Source organism: Zoogloea sp. 1C4 (genome assembly GCF_009469605.1).
Classification (GTDB): Bacteria; Pseudomonadota; Gammaproteobacteria; order Burkholderiales; family Rhodocyclaceae; genus Zoogloea; species Zoogloea oryzae.
Window position 1 is genome coordinate 255,507 of the sequence record NZ_SSXU01000006.1, and the last position, 16,593, is coordinate 272,099.

Here is a 16,593-nt window from a genome sequence, read left to right on the forward strand (position 1 = left end):
GCAGCGGCGTGGCGGTGGGCGAGGGGATGTCGCCGGGGCGGGGCAGGGGGGCGGAAGGCCGCCGGAGGGCCGCAAAGGCCGGGCCGGCGGGTTGTCGGGGAGCGCGCTCAGGTTTCCGGCTTGCCGTTGCGACGGGGCTTGCGGGAGAGGCGGGTCTGCATGGCGTTCTTGAGGGTTTCCAGGGCGGTGCCCTTGCCGCCGATCTTGGCCAGCGCGTAGCCGTCGTAGGAGGCGCTCATGATGTCGCTGCCCAGCGCGAGCTCGGTGTCCTCGGCCCGGTCGGTGAGCGTGCGCAGGCGCTGCAGGCGGGGGCGCAGGGCGTCCAGGGCGGCGATGTCCTGCTGATATTCGGCGAGGTCGAAGTTGCCGGGGACGATGCCGGGGTTCTGGCGCAGCACCAGCTCGGTCTGGTGGCAGAAGACTTCGGACCTGTCGCCCATCTTGATGGCCTTGCGGCGCTCTTCGGCCGAGAGGGTGATGAGAGCGTCGAGCTTGGCTTCGAGCACCGCGAGGGCGCCGTCGATGGCCTCGAGATCGGCGGGGGCGAAGGTGATGGAGACGAGGTTCTGGGTCATGGATGGGCTCCTGAAGTTGGAAGGGATGTGGCCAGGGCGTGACGGGCTGCTTCTCCGTAAATGCCCATGGCAACATCCGGATATTACCTTCAGATTGTGCTTATGGCATTGGTTTGGCCGCTGAGTCCTTGCGCGGAGCGTAGCGGCGTGTGGCCTGCGGGCCGGGCCTTGACGTGGCCGCTTGCGTCCGGACACTCGGGGTTTTCCTTTTCATCGCAGGTGGCATCCATGACCGAACCCACGCATCCCGTCGCCATCGTGGCCGCCGAGGCGCCGCCGCGCGTCCGGCCGTCGATCTATCCCGAGCCCTTCGCCTTGCGCATGGCGGGGCGGGTGAAGCATCCGCTGGGCGATCTGTTCGGGCTGACCAACTTCGGGGTCAATCTCACCCGGCTGGCGCCGGGGGCGGTGTCGGCCCTGCGCCACGCCCACACCCGCCAGGATGAGTTCATCCTGGTGCTGGAAGGCAACCCGACGCTGGTCACCGATGCCGGCGAGACGCGCCTGGCGCCGGGCATGTGCGCCGGCTTCAAGGCCGGCACGGGCGACGCGCACCAGCTGCGCAACGACGGCGCGGATGAAGCGGTGTATCTGGAAGTGGGTGACCGCACGCCGGGCGACAGCGCGAGCTACCCGGACGAAGACCTGCAGGCGGTGATGGGTGAGGGCGGCTGGCGCTTCCTGCACAAGGACGGCCGTCCGTATTGAAGGGCGGAGCGTTGGCGGCCGGGCGTGCCGATCACCGCACACCCCGTAGGTCGGACTTCAGTCCGACAGCGCGGGTTGAGCGGGCAGGGTTTGTCGGACTGAAGTCCGACCTACAGGTAGCGGCTTCGCTGGGGGCGTGAGAGGTGTGCAGGGTGGTGCATGCCGATGGTCTCCGCGGCGGGGTCTGCCCGGCACGCAAGGATTGAGGCGATGTTCGATCGGGGCCGGATGTTGTCTGCGGCGTGCCGATCACCGCACACCCCGTAGGTCGGACTTCAGTCCGACAGCGTGGGTCAAGCAGGCAGGGTTTGTCGGACTGAAGTCCGACCTACAGGGCACGAGTCCGACCGTATGGGTTGAGCGGGTGCGGTATGTTGGACTCAAGTCCGACCTGCAGGGCGGGGGGCGTCAGCCTTCGCGCACCGCCAGCCGGCCGGAGATGTAGCGGGCCATGCCGCGGGCGAGTTCCTGCTCGCCCACAAAGACTTCGCCCATCTTGTCGCGCCGCAGCAGTTCGGCGCCGTCTTCGGTGTCGGCGCGGAGCACGGTTTCGATGTGCGGGTTGAGCTTGCGGGCGATATCCACCATCTGCCGGCTGGCGATGGGGTCGGGGATGGTGACCACCAGCATCGCGGCCTTGGTGATGTGGGCCTGCACCAGCACGATGGGGTCGGAGGCGTCGCCGCTCACCGCCGGCTTGCCGGAGCGGCGCACCGCCTCGACCACCTCGCGGTTGCTGTCGGCGATGATGTAGTGGATGTGGCGCTCCTCCAGCACCGACGCAATGTGCTTGCCGATGCGGCCGAAACCCACCACCACCACCTGCCCCGAGAGCAGCTTGCGGTCGGTGGTCATGGGCAGCGCGGCCAGCGGGTCGTCCCGCAGGTCGAGCCGACGCGCCCACGCCGAATGGGCCCGCGCCCACACCTGGGCGGGCTCGATGGCGGCAAACAGCGCGGCGTTGAGGGCGATGGTGATGATCGCCCCGGCGAGGATCAGGTTCTGCCCCTCGGCGCTCATCAGCCCCAGGGCCTGCCCCAGCCCGGCCAGGATGAACGAGAACTCGCCGATCTGGGCAAGGCTCGCACCCACCGTGAGGGCCGTGTTGAGGGGGTAGCGAAAGGCCAGCACCAGCGCCACCGCGGCCAGCGTCTTGCCGATCAGGATGATCGCCACCACCACCACCACCTTGAGGGGCGATTCCATCAGCACGGCCGGGTCGAACAGCATCCCCACCGACACGAAGAACAGCACCGAGAAGGCATCGCGGAGCGGCAGCGAATCCTCGGCCGCCCGGTGGCTGAACTCCGACTCGCGCATCATCATGCCGGCAAAAAAGGCGCCCAGCGCGAAGGACACGTCGAAGAGCAGCGCCGACGCATAGGCCACGCCCACCGCCGCGGCCACCACGCAGAGGGTGAACAGCTCCCGCGAGCCGGTCTTGGCCACCAGCCACAGCAGGCGCGGAAACGCCCGGCGGCCCACCACCAGCATGGTGGCGATGAAGGCCGCCACCTTGGCGAGGGTGATCCCCACGGTGAGGGCGAGGGTGGAGGCGTCGGCCATCGGCGCGGCGTCCTTCGCGCCCAGCAGCGGGGCGAGGGCCGGCAGCAGCACCAGCACCAGCACCATCGCCAGGTCTTCCACCACCAGCCAGCCCACCGCGATGCGCCCGTTGGTGGAATCGAGGATGCCCTTGGATTCCAGCGCCCGCAGCAGCACCACCGTGCTCGCCACCGACAGCGCGAGGCCGAACACCACCGCCTCGCCCACCGGCCAGCCCCAGCTCACCGCCGCCGCCCCGCCCAGCACGGTGGCCGCCGCGATCTGTACCACGGCGCCGGGTGCGGCGATCTTGCGCACGGCGAGCAGATCATCCAGCGAGAAGTGCAGGCCGACGCCGAACATCAGCAGCATCACTCCGATCTCGGCCAGCTGGCCGGCCAGCGCCACGTCGGCCACGAAGCCGGGGGTGCCCGGCCCGATCATCACGCCGGCGAGCAGATAGCCGACCAGCGGCGGCACCCGCAGGCGGGAGGCGATGAGGCCGAGCAGCATGGCAAGGCCGAGACCGGCGGCGATGAGGGCGATCAGGGAGACGTTGTGAGGCATCGGAAGCGGGCGTTTGTGTGACGTTGTGGGCAGGTTGAGACTGTTCGACGCGAATCGCCGGGGTGGGTTCGCCTGCGCGGCAATTTTTCCGGGCATTGCCGGCGGATTTCGACGGCGGCGTGCCAGAGGCCGGTCTTTTAACTGGAAAATCCGCTGCTGAAAAGCGTTTCAGCGATTGCGGCGGCCGTGATGGCCGTGGGTAGCCCGGTCGGCGAGTTGTAGGCGGGGAGGCTTGGGATGCGCGGCCTGCCGGGCTGGTGCCGCGGCAGTGCCGGGGAGGAGGCAGGGAAGAGGCGGAAAACCGGGCCGCCAGCTGCGCTGCGGCATGTCGCCCGGGTGTTGCAGGTACCGCTCAGCCGTCGCTGAAGTTGTGGAACATCACCTGCAGGGTCTGGGTGAGCTTGGCGAGCTGGGCGTCGGTGAGGTTGGCGTAACCCTTCACGTAGATCTTCTTGGTGGCCTGCTGGATGCGGTCGGTGAGCTCCTCGCCCTTGGGGGTGACGAGCACGTCGGTGATGCGGGCGTCGTCGGCGTTGGTGCGGGTCTCGACGAGGCCTTCCTCGCGCATGCGCTGGACGATGCGGGTGAGCGTCGACAGCTTGATGATGGCGTGGGTGGCGAGCTCCGAGACGCTCACCGTGCCGTGCAGGCGCAGCATCAGCAGCACGCGCCGGGTGGGGATGTCGGTGCCGAGCTTCTTGAGGACTTTCTCCATTTCCAGCGAGTAGATCGCGTGGACGCGGGCGAGCCAGTAGAAGGGAAACTCCTCGTAGCTGAATTCTTCGTGCTCGGGCAGGAAGCGGCTGGTTTTCTTGGTGGTGCTCATGGCTTGGGACAGGTGAACGGGCTGCGCGCCGGCTGGTTGCGGCGCGGAAAAGCCGGTGCGGAAGGATACATGACGGCGATGACGTTCAGGAACCGGCGATGGCCGCCGGCGGCTGTCCGTCAGTCGTCCTGGTACGGCCCGGCGCCCAGGCCGATGGGCGCGGGCGCCGCGGCGACGAGCTTCGAGAAGATTCGCCGGAAGTCGTCGTCCGAGCCGGTGGTCCGGGTGCCGCCCATCGGGTCGGGCGTGGCGGCGAAGCCGGCGTCGGCGGCGGCCCAGTCTTCGGCGGTGAAGTGCTTCTTCACCAGCGGCAGGATCTCGCGCTCTTCCAGCAGCATGTGGTTGCGGTAGAAGTCGGCGTAGGCGTCGAAGGCCGCCGAGAAGCCGGCAAAGCCGTCGGGCGCGCCGTCGGTGTAGCGGGCGAGGGCGGCCTGCAGGGTGGCGATGCGGCCTTCGGCCTGGGCGTGTTCGGCCTCCAGCCGGGCCAGCGCTTCGTCGCCCTCATTCGTACGGGCCTTGAGGGGCGCGAAGAGGAAGGCGTCTTCCTTGGGGTGGTGGCGCTTCTCGGGGTAGGCGTCCAGGTATCTCACCATCGCGGCGAAGAGCTTGAAGTCGGGCTGCAGCTTGCCGGCGCCGATCTCGTGGATCATCAGCCGGATGGCGTGGATGATCGCGGCGAGCGACTGGTGTTCGTCCATGATGATGCGCATCGCTTCCATCACGTGGTTTCCTTGAGTGGGTTTCAGGTGGACAGCATGGCCTGGTGCTTGCCGCCCAGGCCCAGGTAGGCCTCGACGACCCGCGGGTCGTCGGCAAGCTGGGTGGCCGGGCCGTGCATGGCGATCTGGCCGGTTTCGAGCACGTAGGCGTAGTCGGCCACCTGCAGGGCGGCGCGGGCGTTCTGCTCGACGAGCAGGATCGACACGCCGCGCCGGCGCAGCTCGGTGACGATGCGGAAGATCTCCCGCACGATCAGCGGGGCGAGGCCCAGGCTGGGTTCGTCGAGCATCAGCAGCTTGGGCTTGGCCATCAGCGCGCGGCCCACGGCGAGCATCTGGCGCTCGCCGCCGGAGAGCGTGCCGGCCAGCTGGGTGCGGCGTTCCTTGAGGCGCGGGAAGAGGTCGTAGATCTCGTCCAGCGTCTTCGGGTGGTCGCGGTGGCCCATGCGGTAGCGCTGGAAGGCGCCGAGGACGAGGTTGTCCTCGACGCTCATCTCGCCGAAGAGCTCGCGCTTCTCGGGCACGAGGTTCATGCCCCGGGCGACGAGGCGCTCGACTTCCGGCACGGCCTCGATGCTGCCGTCGAAATGCACCGTGCCCTTCGAGCCGAGCACGCCCATGATGGCCGACAGCATGGTGGTCTTGCCGGCGCCGTTGGGGCCGATCACCGTGACGATCTGCCCTTCGCCCACGGTGAGGCTGGCGTTGGTAAGCGCCTCGACCTTGCCGTAGGAGACGCACAGGCGGTCGATCTGGAGTACGGGGTTCTTGGCTTGGTTGGTCATCACAGGCCTCCTGCCGGGCCGCCCCAAGGGAGGCCTGCGCCCCCGTGGGGGGCAGCGAACAGAGTGAGCGTGGGGGTCATCTCATACTCCTCCCAGATAGGCTTCGAGCACGGCCGGGTCGCGCTGGACTTCGTCGGGCAGGCCTTCGGCGATCTTCTGGCCGAACTCCATCACCACCACGCGATCAACCAGGCCCATCACGAAGTCCATGTCGTGCTCGACGATCAGGATCGCCATGCCTTCGGCGCGCAGCTTGCGGAGCAGGTCGCCGAGGGCTTCCTTTTCCTTGAGGCGCAGGCCGGCGGCGGGCTCATCGAGCAGCAGCAGGCACGGGTCGGAACACAGGGCGCGGGCGATCTCGAGGATGCGCTGCTGGCCCAGGGCGAGGCTGCCGGCTTCTTCGTACATGTGGCTGCCAAGGCCGACGCGCTCGATCTGGCGGGCGGCTTCCTTCAGCAGGCGGGCTTCCTCGGCGCGGTCCTGACGCCAGGCAGCGTGGAACACGCCCTTGCCGCCGCGCAGGTGGGCGCCGATGGCGACGTTCTCGAGCACGGTCATCGTCGGCAGCAGGCGCACGTGCTGGAAGGTGCGGCTCATGCCCATCCGGGCGATCTCGCGGGAGTCGCGCCCGGCCACCGGCTTGCCAAGGAACAGCACCTCGCCCGATGTCGGCGTATCCACGCCCGAGAGCTGGTTGAACATCGTGCTCTTGCCGGCGCCGTTGGGGCCGATCAGCGCCAGGATCTCGCCGGCTTTCACCGTGAGGTTCATGTCGTTGTTGGCCACAAGGCCGCCGAACTTGCGGGTCACGTTGCGGGCTTCGAGGATCACCTCGCCGGCCGTCGGCAGGTCGCGGCGGGGCAGGGTGTCGGCGGCCGGGTCGATGGTCTTCTGCGGGGCCTTCACCGGCACCAGCTTCTTCAGCACCGGCCACAGGCCTTCGCGGGCGCGCTGGAGCACCAGCACCATCATGACCCCGAAGACGATGGCCTCGAAGTTGCCGGCGGAACCCAGCAGCCGGGGCAGGATGTCCTGCAGCCACTGCTTGAGCACGGTGATGAGCCCGGCGCCTACCAGCGCGCCCCACACGTGGCCGGCGCCGCCGATCACCGCCATGAACAGGTATTCGATGCCGATGTGCAGCCCGAAGGGCGTGGGATTCACGAAGCGCTGCATGTGGGCGTACAGCCAGCCCGACGCACAGGCGTGCAGCGCGGCGATCACGAAGATGATCATCCGCGAGCGGGAGGTATCCACGCCCATCGCCTCGGCCATCACCATGCCGCCCTTCAGCGCCCGGATCGCCCGGCCCTCGCGGGAATCGAGCAGGTTCTGGGTGGTGAACACCGCCACCATCACGAAGGCCCAGATCAGGTAGTAGATCTTCTCGCCGGCATCCAGCACCACGCCGAACAGGGTGATCGGCGAGATGCCGGTGATGCCTGTGTGGCCGCCCAGGCTCTCCAGCGTGCCGAACAGAAAGTACAGGCTGATCCCCCAGGCGATGGTGCCCAGCGGCAGGAAGTGGCCTGACAGCTTGAGGGTCAGCGAGCCGACCACCACCGCCACCGTGGCGGTGAACACCAGCCCCACCAGCAGGGTGAGCCACGGCGAGGCGCCGGCCCAGGCGATCCAGCCCGGCAGTTCCGGCGTGGTGCTGAGCACCGCCGTGGTGTAGGCGCCTAGCCCCACGAAGGCGGCCTGGCCGAAGCTGGTCAGCCCGCCCACGCCGGTGAGCAGCACCAGTCCCAGCGCCACCAGCGCGTACAGCCCGATGTAGTTGAGCAGCGTCACATAGAACGGCGCGAGCACGGCCGGCAGGACGAGCAGCAGGGCGACGAACAGGCCCTGCACGAGACGGTCGGTTCTCATTCTTCCTCCTCCACGTGGCGGCTGGTGAGGGAGCGCCACAGCAGCACGGGGATGATCAGGGTGAACACGATGACTTCCTTGAAGGCGCTGGCCCAGAAGGATGAGAAGGATTCCAGCAGGCCCACAAGTACCGCGCCCACGGCGGCCAGCGGGTAGCTCGCCAGCCCGCCGATGATGGCGGCGACAAAGCCCTTGAGGCCGATGAGAAAGCCCGTGTCGTAGTAGATGGTGGTGATCGGTGCGATCAGCACGCCCGAGAGCGCGCCGATCAGCGCCGCCAGGAAGAAGGTGAGCTTGCCCGCCAGTGACGGCGAGATGCCCATCAGCCGCGCGCCAGCCCGGTTGATCGCGGTGGCCCGCAGCGCCTTGCCGTACAGCGTGCGCTCGAAGAACTGGTAGAGCGCGACGATCAGCACCACCGACGACATCACCACCCAGATCGTCTGGCCGGAGACCATCAGCGGGCCGAGCTCCAGGTTGGCGTCGCTGAAGGCCGGGGTGCGCTGGCCTTCGGCGCCGAAGAACAGCAGGCCGAGGCCGACCATCGCCACATGCACCGCCACCGACACGATGAGCAGGATCAGGATCGGCGCCGCGGCGATGGGCTGGAACACCAGCCGATACATCAGCGGGCCCATCGGCACCACCACGGCGAGCGACAGCAGCACCTGGGCGGCGAGCGGCATGTCCTTCACCGGCAGCGCGGCGAGTAGGGCGGCGAGGCCGAGCGGGTAGCCGAGGTTCCAGCCGAGCACGCCCACCAGCCGGCGCGTCTGGCCGGCGCGCAGGGCGAGGCCGCCGTCGATGAGCGCCGCGGTGGCGCCCATGCCGGCGAGCAGCCACACCGTGGCCGGCACCGTGCCGGCCTGCATCATCGCCAGGGTAAGGGCGCCGTAGGCCACGAACTCGCCCTGGGGGATGAAGATCACCCGCGTCACCGCGAACACCAGCACCAGGGCCAGGGCCAGCAGGGCGTAGATCGCTCCGTTGGTCAGGCCGTCCTGGGCGAGCATCAATGCAATCTGAACGTCCATGAGTTTCCCCGTCGGCGACAGCGCAAGGCCGCCGACTTGCAGTTGCAAAGGATCCGGGGCGCTGCGGCCCCGGATCGGTGCGGATTTACTTCAGGAGGGTCCAGGTGCCGTTGGTGACGGTGATCAGCTCGCGGCCCCGTTCGTCGAAGCCGCTGTGGTCGGCTGGCGTCATGTTGTAGACGCCCTGGGTGGCGGGCATCTCGTGGGTCTGCTCGAGGGCGTCACGCAGCGCCGAGCGGAACTCCGGCGTGCCCGGCTTGCCCTTGGCGAGCGCGGTGGGGATTGCGCGCTCCAGCAGCAGGCCGGCGTCGAACATGTTGCCGCCAAAGGTGGCCGGGGCCGCGCCGTAGGCCTTCTCGTAGGTCGCCACGTAGTTCTTGGCGATCTTCTTGGACGGGTGGGTGTCGGGCACCTGGTCGAGCACCAGCATCAGGCTGGCGGCGAGGATCGTGCCTTCCACCTTCTTGCCGCCGAGCTTGAGGAAATCAGGCAGCGCGGCGCCGTGGGTCTGGTAGAACTTGCCCTTGTAGCCGCGATCCACCAGCGCCAGCTGGGGCAGCACGGCCGGGGTGCCGGGGGCGGCGATCAGCACCGCGTCGGGGCGGGCCGCCATCACCTTGAGGGCCTGGGCGGTGACCGAGGTGTCCTGACGCTGGAAGCGCTCGTCGGCGACGATCTTGATGCCCTTCTTGGCGGCGCCGTCGGCGACGACCTTGCCCCAGTTCTCGCCATACGGGTCGGCGGTGCCGATGAAGCCAAGGGTCTTGATGCCGGTCTTCGCCATGTGGTCGAGGAGCGCCGTGGCGATCAGGCTGTCGTTCTGGGTGGTCTTGAAGACCCACTTCTTCTGGTCGTTCATCGGCAGCACCACCGCGGCGGTGCCCACCGGCGCCAGCAGCGGCACGCCGGCCTCGGCGACGAACTGGATCACGCCCATCGCGTTGGGCGATCCGGAGGGGCCGATGATGGCGTCCACCTTCTCTTCGCTGATGAGCTTCTTCACCGCCACCACGGAAGCGGTGGGGTCGCTGCCGTCGTCGAGGGGGATGTAGCGGATGGTCTGGCCGCCGGCCTTGGTGGGCATCAGCGGGACGGTGTTCTTCTGAGGGATGCCGACCATGGCGATCGGGCCGGTGGAGGAAGACACCACCCCGATCTTGATGTCTGCATGGGCGACGCCCAGCGACAACGCTCCGATCAACAACGAACCTGCCACGTGCTTGAGTTTCATGGGTGTATCCTCCAGAAAAATTGCTCCAAATGGGATCAGGCAATCTCCGCTTAAGCGGATCTCTTTTTTTGGTTTTAATTTGTTTTTCACGTGAATGTTCACGTTTATACACACAGCGCGACGTGAATACCAGCCATTTTTTTCACGTCGTTTAGGGTGTTCTCAGCGGCCCCGGGCGAGGGCCGTCAGGCCGCCCAGGCCAAAGTCGGTGTTGGGCACGTCGAGGATCATGATGCGCACCGGCGCAGCCGGCACCTGCAGGGTTTCCTCGATCACACGGGTCAGCCCGGCGATCAGCGCCGCCTTCTGGGCATCGGTGCGGCCGGCGATCAGCAGGGCATGTACTGTCGGGCCGCCGGGCAGCTCGGCCTCGCTGAGCAGGGTGCCGCCGACGCACACGTGGGCCCGGGCCAGTTCGATGAGAAAGATGCGCACGCTCTCCCGCGGGGCGCCGATGGTCTCGACGACGGCGTCGGTCATCCCCTTGAGGAGCGCGGTCTTCTGCTCGGCGGCAAAGCCTTCGACCACATAGACGTTGAGGTTGGGCATCGTGGGGCGCTCAGGCGTGGGCGGCCACAGCGTCGCCGACGTCGTGGTAGCCGCGGTTGAAATACACCAGCCCGCTGCGCGCGGCCTCGCCCCGCGCCACATCTTCCACCTGACAGTAGAAGACGCTGTGGGAGCCGACGGTGTGGGTGTCGACGATGCGGCAGTCGAAGCTCACCAGCGCGCCGTCGATCACCGGGCTGCCGGTGGCGAGGCGGCGGGCGCCGACCCGGGCGAAGCGCTCGTCCATGGTCACGTTGCGGTCGGCAAACAGGCCCGAGACGTCCTGCCGGGCGGCGCCCAGCACATTGACGCACAGCACGCCGTTGCCCTCGAAGGCCGGGTGGGCCCAGGAGCCGCGGTTCATGCACACCAGCAGCGTCGGCGGCTGGTCGGTGACGCTGCACACCGCGGTGGCGGTGAAGCCGGCCCGGCCGTTGGGGCCGTCGGTGGTGATGACGTTGACGGCGCCGGCCAGCAGGGCCATGCCATCGCGGAAGGCGGCGGTGTCGGTCATGGTGTTCTCCTCGTTCTCTGTCTTGGGGTGGGGCTCAGATGTCCAGCACCAGCTTGTGGCTCCGGGCGCGGGAGCAGCACAGCAGGATCTGGTCGTTGTCGGCCTTTTCGTCGTCGGTGAGGAAGACGTCCCGGTGGTCGGGTTCGCCCTCCAGCACGGTGCACAGGCAGGTGCCGCACACGCCCTGCTCGCAGGACACGGTGACCTTGATGCCCACCGTGGCGAGGGCATCGACGATGCTCTGGCCGTCGGCCACCTGAACCGTCTTGCCGCTCTTCTTGGCGACCACCTCGAAGGCGGCGCCGGCGGTGTCGGTGGTGGCCTGGAAATACTCCTTGTGGATCTGCGCCTCGGGCACGCCGAGCCGCTTGGCCTCGCCGATCACCCACTCCATGAAGCCCGACGGGCCGCAGGTGTAGACGTGGGTGCCGGCCTTCGGCCCGCCCAGTACGGTGGCGAGGTCGAGGCGCTGCTCGGGCGCTTCGTCGTCGAAGTGCAGGTGCACCCGGTCGGCAAAGGGGCTGGCGGCGAGCTCGTCGATGAAGGCGGTGGCACCGCGGCTGCGGCCGCAGTAGTGCAGCTCGAAATCCTTGCCGGCGCCGAACAGCGCCCAGGCCATCGCGATCATCGGCGTGACGCCGATGCCGCCGCCCAGGAGCACCGTGTGGCGGGCGTCCATGGCGAGCGGGAAGTGGTTGCGCGGCAGGCCGATGCGGAGCGTGGTGCCTTCGTGCAGCTGCGCGTGGGCCGCCTCCGAGCCGCCGCGGGATGCCGGGTCGCGCAGGATGCCGAGGCGGTAGGTGCCGCGCTCGGCCGGGCTGCCGGCCAGGGAATACTGGCGCACCAGCCCGTCGGCGAGGTGCACATCCACGTGGGCGCCGGCCTCGAAGGGCGGCAGCGCGCGCCCGTCGGCGCTGGCCAGATCGAGCACCAGCACGCCATTGCCTTGTTCCTGGCGGCGCTGGACGACGACGGTGAGGGTTTCTTCGGACATGATCTCTGCCTGCGTTCTTCGGGGTTGGGGTTGTCGGGCGATCAGCGCATGAAGATGCCGCCGTTCACATCCCAGGTGGCGCCGGTGGTGAAGTCGGCGTCCGGGGAGGCGAGGGTGACGACCAGATCGGCGACGAACTTGGGGTTGCCCAGGCGCTTCACCGGGATCATCTCGTTGATGAGCTTTTCAAGGCGTTCCGGCGGCACCGCGGCGCGTACCGAGGGCAGCTCCATCGGGCCGGGGGCGACGGCGTTCACCGTGACGCCGGCCGCCGCCAGCTCCCGGGCGAAGATCTTGGTGAGGGTGAGGATCGCGCCCTTCGACGAGGCGTAGTGGGCGCCCGACGCCGTGCCGCCGTTCTGGCCGGCCAGCGACGCCAGGTTGATGATCCGCCCGTAGCCGGCCTTCGCCATGTGGGCGCCGAACACCTGGCAGCCGAACAGCGTGCCGCGCAGGTTCACCGCGATCACTTCGTCGAACTCTTCCGGGGTGATCTTCATGACCGGCGTGGTGGGCGTCATCGCGGCGTTGTTCACCGCCACCTGCAGGCCGCCCCAGCGGTCGAGCGTGGCGGCGAGGGCGGCCTCGAAGTCGCCCTTGTGCTTCACGTCGAGCTTGAGGGGCAGCACGTCGGCGCCACCGCCGAGGCTGGCGGCGGCATCAAGGGCGAGGGCGTCGGTGCGATCCGTGACGGCCACCCGGAAACCGGCGGCCAGCAGCTGCCCGGCGATGATGTGGCCAAGGCCCTGGGCGGCCCCGGTGACCAGTGCGACCTGCGACATGGCCGGCGCTCCTTACAGGATGTAGCCGATGCCCTGGAGGGTATCGGTGGCGTTGATGAGGCGGATGATCTTGCGGCGGATCAGGAAGCTGCCCGCGGTGCGCACCAGCTCGAAGGTGACGTCGGCGCTGTAGTGCTTCTGCACGTCCTTGCGGAACTCGCGCAGGTTCTGGGCGCAGCGCACCGTGACCACCTCGCCGTCGTCGGCCAGCACGCGGAAGCGCGACACCGAGCGGATGGTGCGCGGCACCGGCGAGGTGCTGATGGATTCGCCGCTGCCCAGCCGGGCCACGCGCTTGGCGCGCATCGCGGCGTTGTCGCAGGCGTAGTTGAGGGTGTTCTCGAAGTCGGTCTCGTCCGGGTTGATCGGCACGATGTAGAGGCCGTCGGTGGTCCAGGATTCGAGCCACTGGGGGTATTCGCCGTGGTCGAGCATGTCGGCCTCCTGCCACAGGAAGGCGGCCACTTGGGTGATGAGTGCGGTGTTCATGGGGTGTCGTCTCCGGGGTCAGGCGGTCATCAGTTTTTTCCACTGCTGGTAGGCGGCGCGCATGCCGGTCTCGGCGCTCACGTCGCTCACCTTGCCGTCGGCGGTCGGCTTCTCGCCGGCGAGGCCGCGGTTGAGCATGATCCACAGGTCCTTGCCAGCGCTGGCGCCCTTCTGGACGCGCTCCCAGGCTTCCGAGTCGTCCGGCGTGCCGAAGCCCATCGGGCCCTGGAAGTGCTCGTGCATGCGCAGGCGGGCCTGGTTGGCGACGGCCGGGCCGCCGTCCATGGTGATCACCGCGTGGTGGATCTCGGTCTCGGTCACCGAGATCGGCTGCAGCACGCGGAAGAAGGCCATCGAGCAGGCGATGTTGGGGAAGATGTTGAGGTTGAAGCCCGAGCCACCCACGGCGCGCACGATGCGGCGCACTTCCAGATCCTCGTAACCCTCGTCGCGCAGCGCCTGGGCAAGCTCGGCGAAGCGCTCGGGGATCGGCGCGTCGAGGTTGGCTTCCAGGTCGATCAGCTGGGGAATCATCACCATCACGCTGTGGCCGTTGCCGAGCTCTTCCACGTAGCCGGGGCCGCCGACGAAGTCGAGCATCTCGACGGTCTGCTGATCCACCGACGACAGGAAGGATTTATGGACGAGGGGGAAGTGATAGGCGTCGGTGGTGTTCTCGAGCTGGATCTTCCAGTTGCCGGGGAAGCGGAAGCGGTGCTCGCCGGCCACCTTGATGGGGAAGCCGCCGCCCTGCTTCATGAAGAGATCCATCCACTTCCTGGCGGGGCCGAGGTAATCCACCAGCGGCTCGATGTCGTCCTTGAAGGTGGCGAAGAGCATCCCGGCGTATTCCTCGACGCGCAGGCTGACAAGGCCCAGCTCGCCCTTCTCGAGCTGGTCGGCGTAGCTCTCGGGGTGCGGCACGCCGCGGAGCGCCCCGTCCAGCGAGTAGCTCCAGCCGTGGTAGGGGCACACGAAGCTGTTGGTCTTGCCCTTCTTGCCTTCGCACACGGTGGCGGCGCGGTGGCGGCAGCGGTTGAGGAGCACATGCACCTTCTGCTTGCGGTCGCGCACCACGATCACCGGCTGGCGGCCGATGTAGGTGTTCTTGTAGCTGCCGGCCTCGGGCACTTCGCTGGCGTGGGCAACCCACACCCAGGTGCTGGCGAAGATCTTGTCCATCTCGGTCTCGAAGATGGCCGGGTCGGTGTAGAGGGAGGTGTGCACCCGGTCGGCCTGGACCCGGTCGGCGAGGGTGAGCGCCTGGTCGGCGGTGTCGTGCTTGCTCGTCATGGTTGATTCCTTTGGCTTGGTCTGCGTGTTCTCGAATGGGGTCGGGGCTCAGTCCGGCACGGGCAGCGGGTCGGCCTTGTTCCAGGCGTCCACCGGCCGGCTGAAGAGGTTTTCGGTGCGGAAGTGGGCCATCCGCCAGACGCCCGCCTTGCCGCGCCGGAAATCGACGGAGAGCCGCGCCGCGTTGAGGTGCGAGGCGCCGGTGGCGAAGGTGGAGGTCTGGAGCATCACCCAGCTGCCGGTGGCGGCGCTGCTGCCGGTCACGTCGATGAGCTCGGAGGTGAGGAAATGGACGTTGATCGCGAAGTGGGCCGGTTCGGTCATGTACCTGGCGAACATCGCCCGGATCGCCTTGCGCCCCTCGATGCGCCCGAAGCTCGCCGCGTACTTCTCGCCGATGCCTTCCCACACCGCGTCGCGGGTGAAGAGCCCGGCGAGCTCGTCCAGCGGGCTGCTGGCGTCGAGCGCGTCGCACAACACCATGTAGCGGTTCATGCAGGCGCGCACGGCGTGTTCGGCCTCGAAGCGGGCGAGCCGGGCTTCGAGCTGGCGGCGGGGTTGGGCGGAGGCGGGCATGGCTGGCTCTGGGTCGGCGATCAGTCGGGACTCAGTCGGGGATCACCAGCTCGCGGCCGATGCGGGCCTCGACGCGCATGTACTTCCACAGCTTGTAGGTGCCGTCGCCCACCGGGGTGACGCGGAACAGGTTGCAGGCGGCGGTGACGGTGTCGTAGTCGGGCACGTCGGCCAGCACATAGGTCGTCCAGGGGAAGGCCACCGACGGGCCGACCATGATCCGGTCGTCGTCCAGGTTGCCCAGCACGCGTACGCCGGGCAGGCGGGCGATGCCCTGCATCATCGAGACGAAGGCGGCCCAGACGTCCTTCATCTCGTCGGCGGTGCCGTCCATGAAGTTCTGGTTCACGCCCATGCAGAACAGCACGCGCAGCGGGGTCTTGTCGCTCATCGTTTTTATCTCCGTGGGGTTGGCGGGTTCAGAGGTAGCCCGGCAGGGGCTTGAGGCCGAACAGCATGGCGCCGGCGTTCTGGTAGGTGATGTCGCCCATGAAGGCGTGCTGGGTGATCATCTGCACGTCGCGCACCTGGGCGGCGAGGGGGCAGGATTCATACACGCCGGTGCCGCCCGAGACCATCTGGGCACGGCGCGTCACGTCGGCGCTGACGCGGGAGGCGTGGGTGGTGGACAGGCGCAGCATGCTCACCAGGTGATCGCTGGGCTTGTCGCCGGCCAGCAGCACCTGCCACACGTCGTCGATGGCCTGGTAGAACCAGGCGCGGGCGGCGCGCAGCTCGGCTTCGATCTTGGCGATCTCCAGCTGCACATAGACGCGCTCGCCCAGGTTGGGCGCGCCGGTGACGGACGCCCGGCCGGCGGCCATGCCCAGCACTTCGTCGATGGCCGCCCGGGCGATGCCGAGGCCGACGACGGTGAGCACCTGGGCGGCGAACGACAACGTCGGGTAACGGTACAGCGGGGTGTCGAGGGACGAGGCGCCGCCGCGGACGAAGGTCCATTCGGGCGGAACGATCACGTCCCTCACCACGATGTCGTGGCTGCCGGTGCCGAGCAGGCCCATCACGTCCCAGTTGGGCTCGATCTGCACCTTGTCGCGGGGCATCACCGCCATGCGCGGCAGGCCGGAGTTGTCGCCATTTTTGGGCAGGATGCCGGCGCCGATCACCTCGGCGCCCATGCTGCCGCTGCCCCAGCTCCAGCGGCCACTCACGCGGTAGCCGCCGTCGACCAGCTCGGCCGGCTGCGGCGGGAAGATGCCGCCGGCAAACACCACATCCGGGCCCTTGGCGTAGAGCTTGGTGAGGGTCTCGACGGGCAGCGCGGCCAGATAGACGCCGCCGATCCCGAAGCTCGCCACCCAGCCGGCCGAGCCGTCGGCGCGGGCGATGGTCTCGACCAGCTCGCAGAACTCGGCGGGCGATTTCTCGTCGCCGCCGAAGCGCTTGGCCACCAGCGCGCGATACACGCCGACCGCTTTGAAGCGCTCGATGATGTCCGGCGAGATGTATTTCTGGGCTTCGAATTCCTTGCGGCGCTGGCGGATGTCGCGCAGCAGCGCGTCCATTCCGGCGA

General features: G+C 68.4%; 18 protein-coding genes. 1 reads left to right on the forward strand and 17 read right to left on the reverse strand.

From position 1 onward, the window contains the following. Positions 1-107: 107 nt before the first annotated feature. A complete protein-coding gene (locus tag GH681_RS10020; RefSeq protein WP_153161331.1) occupies positions 108-575 on the reverse strand; it encodes a hypothetical protein in 468 nt (155 codons plus the stop codon). Positions 576-803: 228 nt separating this feature from the next. On the opposite strand from GH681_RS10020, the gene GH681_RS10025 reads away from it, so the two are divergent. Beyond that, on the forward strand, positions 804-1,283 hold the full coding sequence (locus GH681_RS10025) for a cupin domain-containing protein (protein WP_153161332.1): 480 nt from the start codon (positions 804-806) through the stop codon (positions 1,281-1,283). A 408-nt stretch (positions 1,284-1,691) separates the two neighbouring features. Here GH681_RS10025 and GH681_RS10030 read toward each other — a convergent pair whose 3' ends face one another. The 16 genes from GH681_RS10030 to GH681_RS10105 form a co-directional block, all read right to left on the reverse strand. Continuing rightward, positions 1,692-3,395 (reverse strand): cation:proton antiporter, encoded by a 1,704-nt coding sequence (locus GH681_RS10030; protein ID WP_153161333.1) that lies wholly within the window; start codon positions 3,393-3,395, stop codon positions 1,692-1,694. Positions 3,396-3,747: 352 nt separating this feature from the next. Further along, positions 3,748-4,221 (reverse strand): MarR family winged helix-turn-helix transcriptional regulator, encoded by a 474-nt coding sequence (locus GH681_RS10035; protein WP_153161334.1) that lies wholly within the window; start codon positions 4,219-4,221, stop codon positions 3,748-3,750. A gap of 119 nt (positions 4,222-4,340) precedes the next feature. Continuing rightward, complete coding sequence (locus GH681_RS10040) at positions 4,341-4,940, reverse strand: hemerythrin domain-containing protein (RefSeq protein WP_153161335.1); 600 nt, start codon at positions 4,938-4,940, stop codon at positions 4,341-4,343. Between the two features lie 23 nt (positions 4,941-4,963). Then, positions 4,964-5,725: an ABC transporter ATP-binding protein gene (locus tag GH681_RS10045; RefSeq protein ID WP_153161336.1), complete on the reverse strand. Its 762-nt coding sequence runs from the start codon at positions 5,723-5,725 to the stop codon at positions 4,964-4,966. A gap of 81 nt (positions 5,726-5,806) precedes the next feature. Then, the gene (locus GH681_RS10050; RefSeq protein ID WP_153161337.1) at positions 5,807-7,597 is read right to left on the reverse strand and encodes an ATP-binding cassette domain-containing protein; all 1,791 of its coding nucleotides are present in this window, start codon (positions 7,595-7,597) and stop codon (positions 5,807-5,809) included. Beyond that, positions 7,594-8,631, reverse strand: coding sequence for a branched-chain amino acid ABC transporter permease (locus GH681_RS10055; protein ID WP_153161338.1), 1,038 nt, complete (start codon positions 8,629-8,631; stop codon positions 7,594-7,596). The genes GH681_RS10050 and GH681_RS10055 overlap by 4 nt, the downstream gene beginning before the upstream one ends. 85 nt (positions 8,632-8,716) lie before the next feature. Next, on the reverse strand, positions 8,717-9,862 hold the full coding sequence (locus tag GH681_RS10060) for an ABC transporter substrate-binding protein (RefSeq protein WP_153161339.1): 1,146 nt from the start codon (positions 9,860-9,862) through the stop codon (positions 8,717-8,719). A gap of 162 nt (positions 9,863-10,024) precedes the next feature. Next, positions 10,025-10,411, reverse strand: a complete 387-nt coding sequence (locus GH681_RS10065; RefSeq protein WP_153161340.1) for a tautomerase family protein — start codon at positions 10,409-10,411, stop codon at positions 10,025-10,027. A 10-nt stretch (positions 10,412-10,421) separates the two neighbouring features. Continuing rightward, entirely contained in the window at positions 10,422-10,925 is a 504-nt protein-coding gene (locus tag GH681_RS10070) for a flavin reductase (protein ID WP_153161341.1), read from the reverse strand. Between the two features lie 34 nt (positions 10,926-10,959). Beyond that, a complete protein-coding gene (locus GH681_RS10075; protein WP_153161342.1) occupies positions 10,960-11,919 on the reverse strand; it encodes a PDR/VanB family oxidoreductase in 960 nt (319 codons plus the stop codon). 41 nt (positions 11,920-11,960) lie between these two features. Then, a complete protein-coding gene (locus GH681_RS10080; protein ID WP_153161343.1) occupies positions 11,961-12,701 on the reverse strand; it encodes an SDR family NAD(P)-dependent oxidoreductase in 741 nt (246 codons plus the stop codon). Positions 12,702-12,713: 12 nt separating this feature from the next. Next, complete coding sequence (locus tag GH681_RS10085) at positions 12,714-13,190, reverse strand: aromatic-ring-hydroxylating dioxygenase subunit beta (protein ID WP_153161344.1); 477 nt, start codon at positions 13,188-13,190, stop codon at positions 12,714-12,716. An 18-nt stretch (positions 13,191-13,208) separates the two neighbouring features. Beyond that, positions 13,209-14,483, reverse strand: a complete 1,275-nt coding sequence (locus tag GH681_RS10090) for an aromatic ring-hydroxylating dioxygenase subunit alpha (protein ID WP_153161345.1) — start codon at positions 14,481-14,483, stop codon at positions 13,209-13,211. Positions 14,484-14,531: 48 nt separating this feature from the next. Further along, positions 14,532-15,059, reverse strand: coding sequence for a nuclear transport factor 2 family protein (locus GH681_RS10095; protein WP_153161346.1), 528 nt, complete (start codon positions 15,057-15,059; stop codon positions 14,532-14,534). A 31-nt stretch (positions 15,060-15,090) separates the two neighbouring features. After that, the gene (locus GH681_RS10100) at positions 15,091-15,450 is read right to left on the reverse strand and encodes an IacB protein (RefSeq protein ID WP_153161347.1); all 360 of its coding nucleotides are present in this window, start codon (positions 15,448-15,450) and stop codon (positions 15,091-15,093) included. Between the two features lie 28 nt (positions 15,451-15,478). Then, a complete protein-coding gene (locus GH681_RS10105) occupies positions 15,479-16,585 on the reverse strand; it encodes an acyl-CoA dehydrogenase family protein (RefSeq protein WP_228111857.1) in 1,107 nt (368 codons plus the stop codon). Positions 16,586-16,593: the final 8 nt, after the last annotated feature.

Coding starts and splice junctions, on each gene's coding strand:
- GH681_RS10050 (WP_153161337.1), bottom strand. CDS start 7,597: ATGAGAACCGACCGTCTCGTGCAGGGCCTGTTCGTCGCCCTGCTGCTC.
- GH681_RS10085 (WP_153161344.1), bottom strand. CDS start 13,190: ATGAACACCGCACTCATCACCCAAGTGGCCGCCTTCCTGTGGCAGGAG.
- GH681_RS10100 (WP_153161347.1), bottom strand. CDS start 15,450: ATGAGCGACAAGACCCCGCTGCGCGTGCTGTTCTGCATGGGCGTGAAC.
- GH681_RS10035 (WP_153161334.1), bottom strand. CDS start 4,221: ATGAGCACCACCAAGAAAACCAGCCGCTTCCTGCCCGAGCACGAAGAA.
- GH681_RS10045 (WP_153161336.1), bottom strand. CDS start 5,725: ATGACCAACCAAGCCAAGAACCCCGTACTCCAGATCGACCGCCTGTGC.
- GH681_RS10090 (WP_153161345.1), bottom strand. CDS start 14,483: ATGACGAGCAAGCACGACACCGCCGACCAGGCGCTCACCCTCGCCGAC.
- GH681_RS10105 (WP_228111857.1), bottom strand. CDS start 16,585: ATGGACGCGCTGCTGCGCGACATCCGCCAGCGCCGCAAGGAATTCGAA.
- GH681_RS10020 (WP_153161331.1), bottom strand. CDS start 575: ATGACCCAGAACCTCGTCTCCATCACCTTCGCCCCCGCCGATCTCGAG.
- GH681_RS10070 (WP_153161341.1), bottom strand. CDS start 10,925: ATGACCGACACCGCCGCCTTCCGCGATGGCATGGCCCTGCTGGCCGGC.
- GH681_RS10080 (WP_153161343.1), bottom strand. CDS start 12,701: ATGTCGCAGGTCGCACTGGTCACCGGGGCCGCCCAGGGCCTTGGCCAC.
- GH681_RS10065 (WP_153161340.1), bottom strand. CDS start 10,411: ATGCCCAACCTCAACGTCTATGTGGTCGAAGGCTTTGCCGCCGAGCAG.
- GH681_RS10075 (WP_153161342.1), bottom strand. CDS start 11,919: ATGTCCGAAGAAACCCTCACCGTCGTCGTCCAGCGCCGCCAGGAACAA.
- GH681_RS10040 (WP_153161335.1), bottom strand. CDS start 4,940: ATGGAAGCGATGCGCATCATCATGGACGAACACCAGTCGCTCGCCGCG.
- GH681_RS10025 (WP_153161332.1), top strand. CDS start 804: ATGACCGAACCCACGCATCCCGTCGCCATCGTGGCCGCCGAGGCGCCG.
- GH681_RS10030 (WP_153161333.1), bottom strand. CDS start 3,395: ATGCCTCACAACGTCTCCCTGATCGCCCTCATCGCCGCCGGTCTCGGC.
- GH681_RS10055 (WP_153161338.1), bottom strand. CDS start 8,631: ATGGACGTTCAGATTGCATTGATGCTCGCCCAGGACGGCCTGACCAAC.
- GH681_RS10060 (WP_153161339.1), bottom strand. CDS start 9,862: ATGAAACTCAAGCACGTGGCAGGTTCGTTGTTGATCGGAGCGTTGTCG.
- GH681_RS10095 (WP_153161346.1), bottom strand. CDS start 15,059: ATGCCCGCCTCCGCCCAACCCCGCCGCCAGCTCGAAGCCCGGCTCGCC.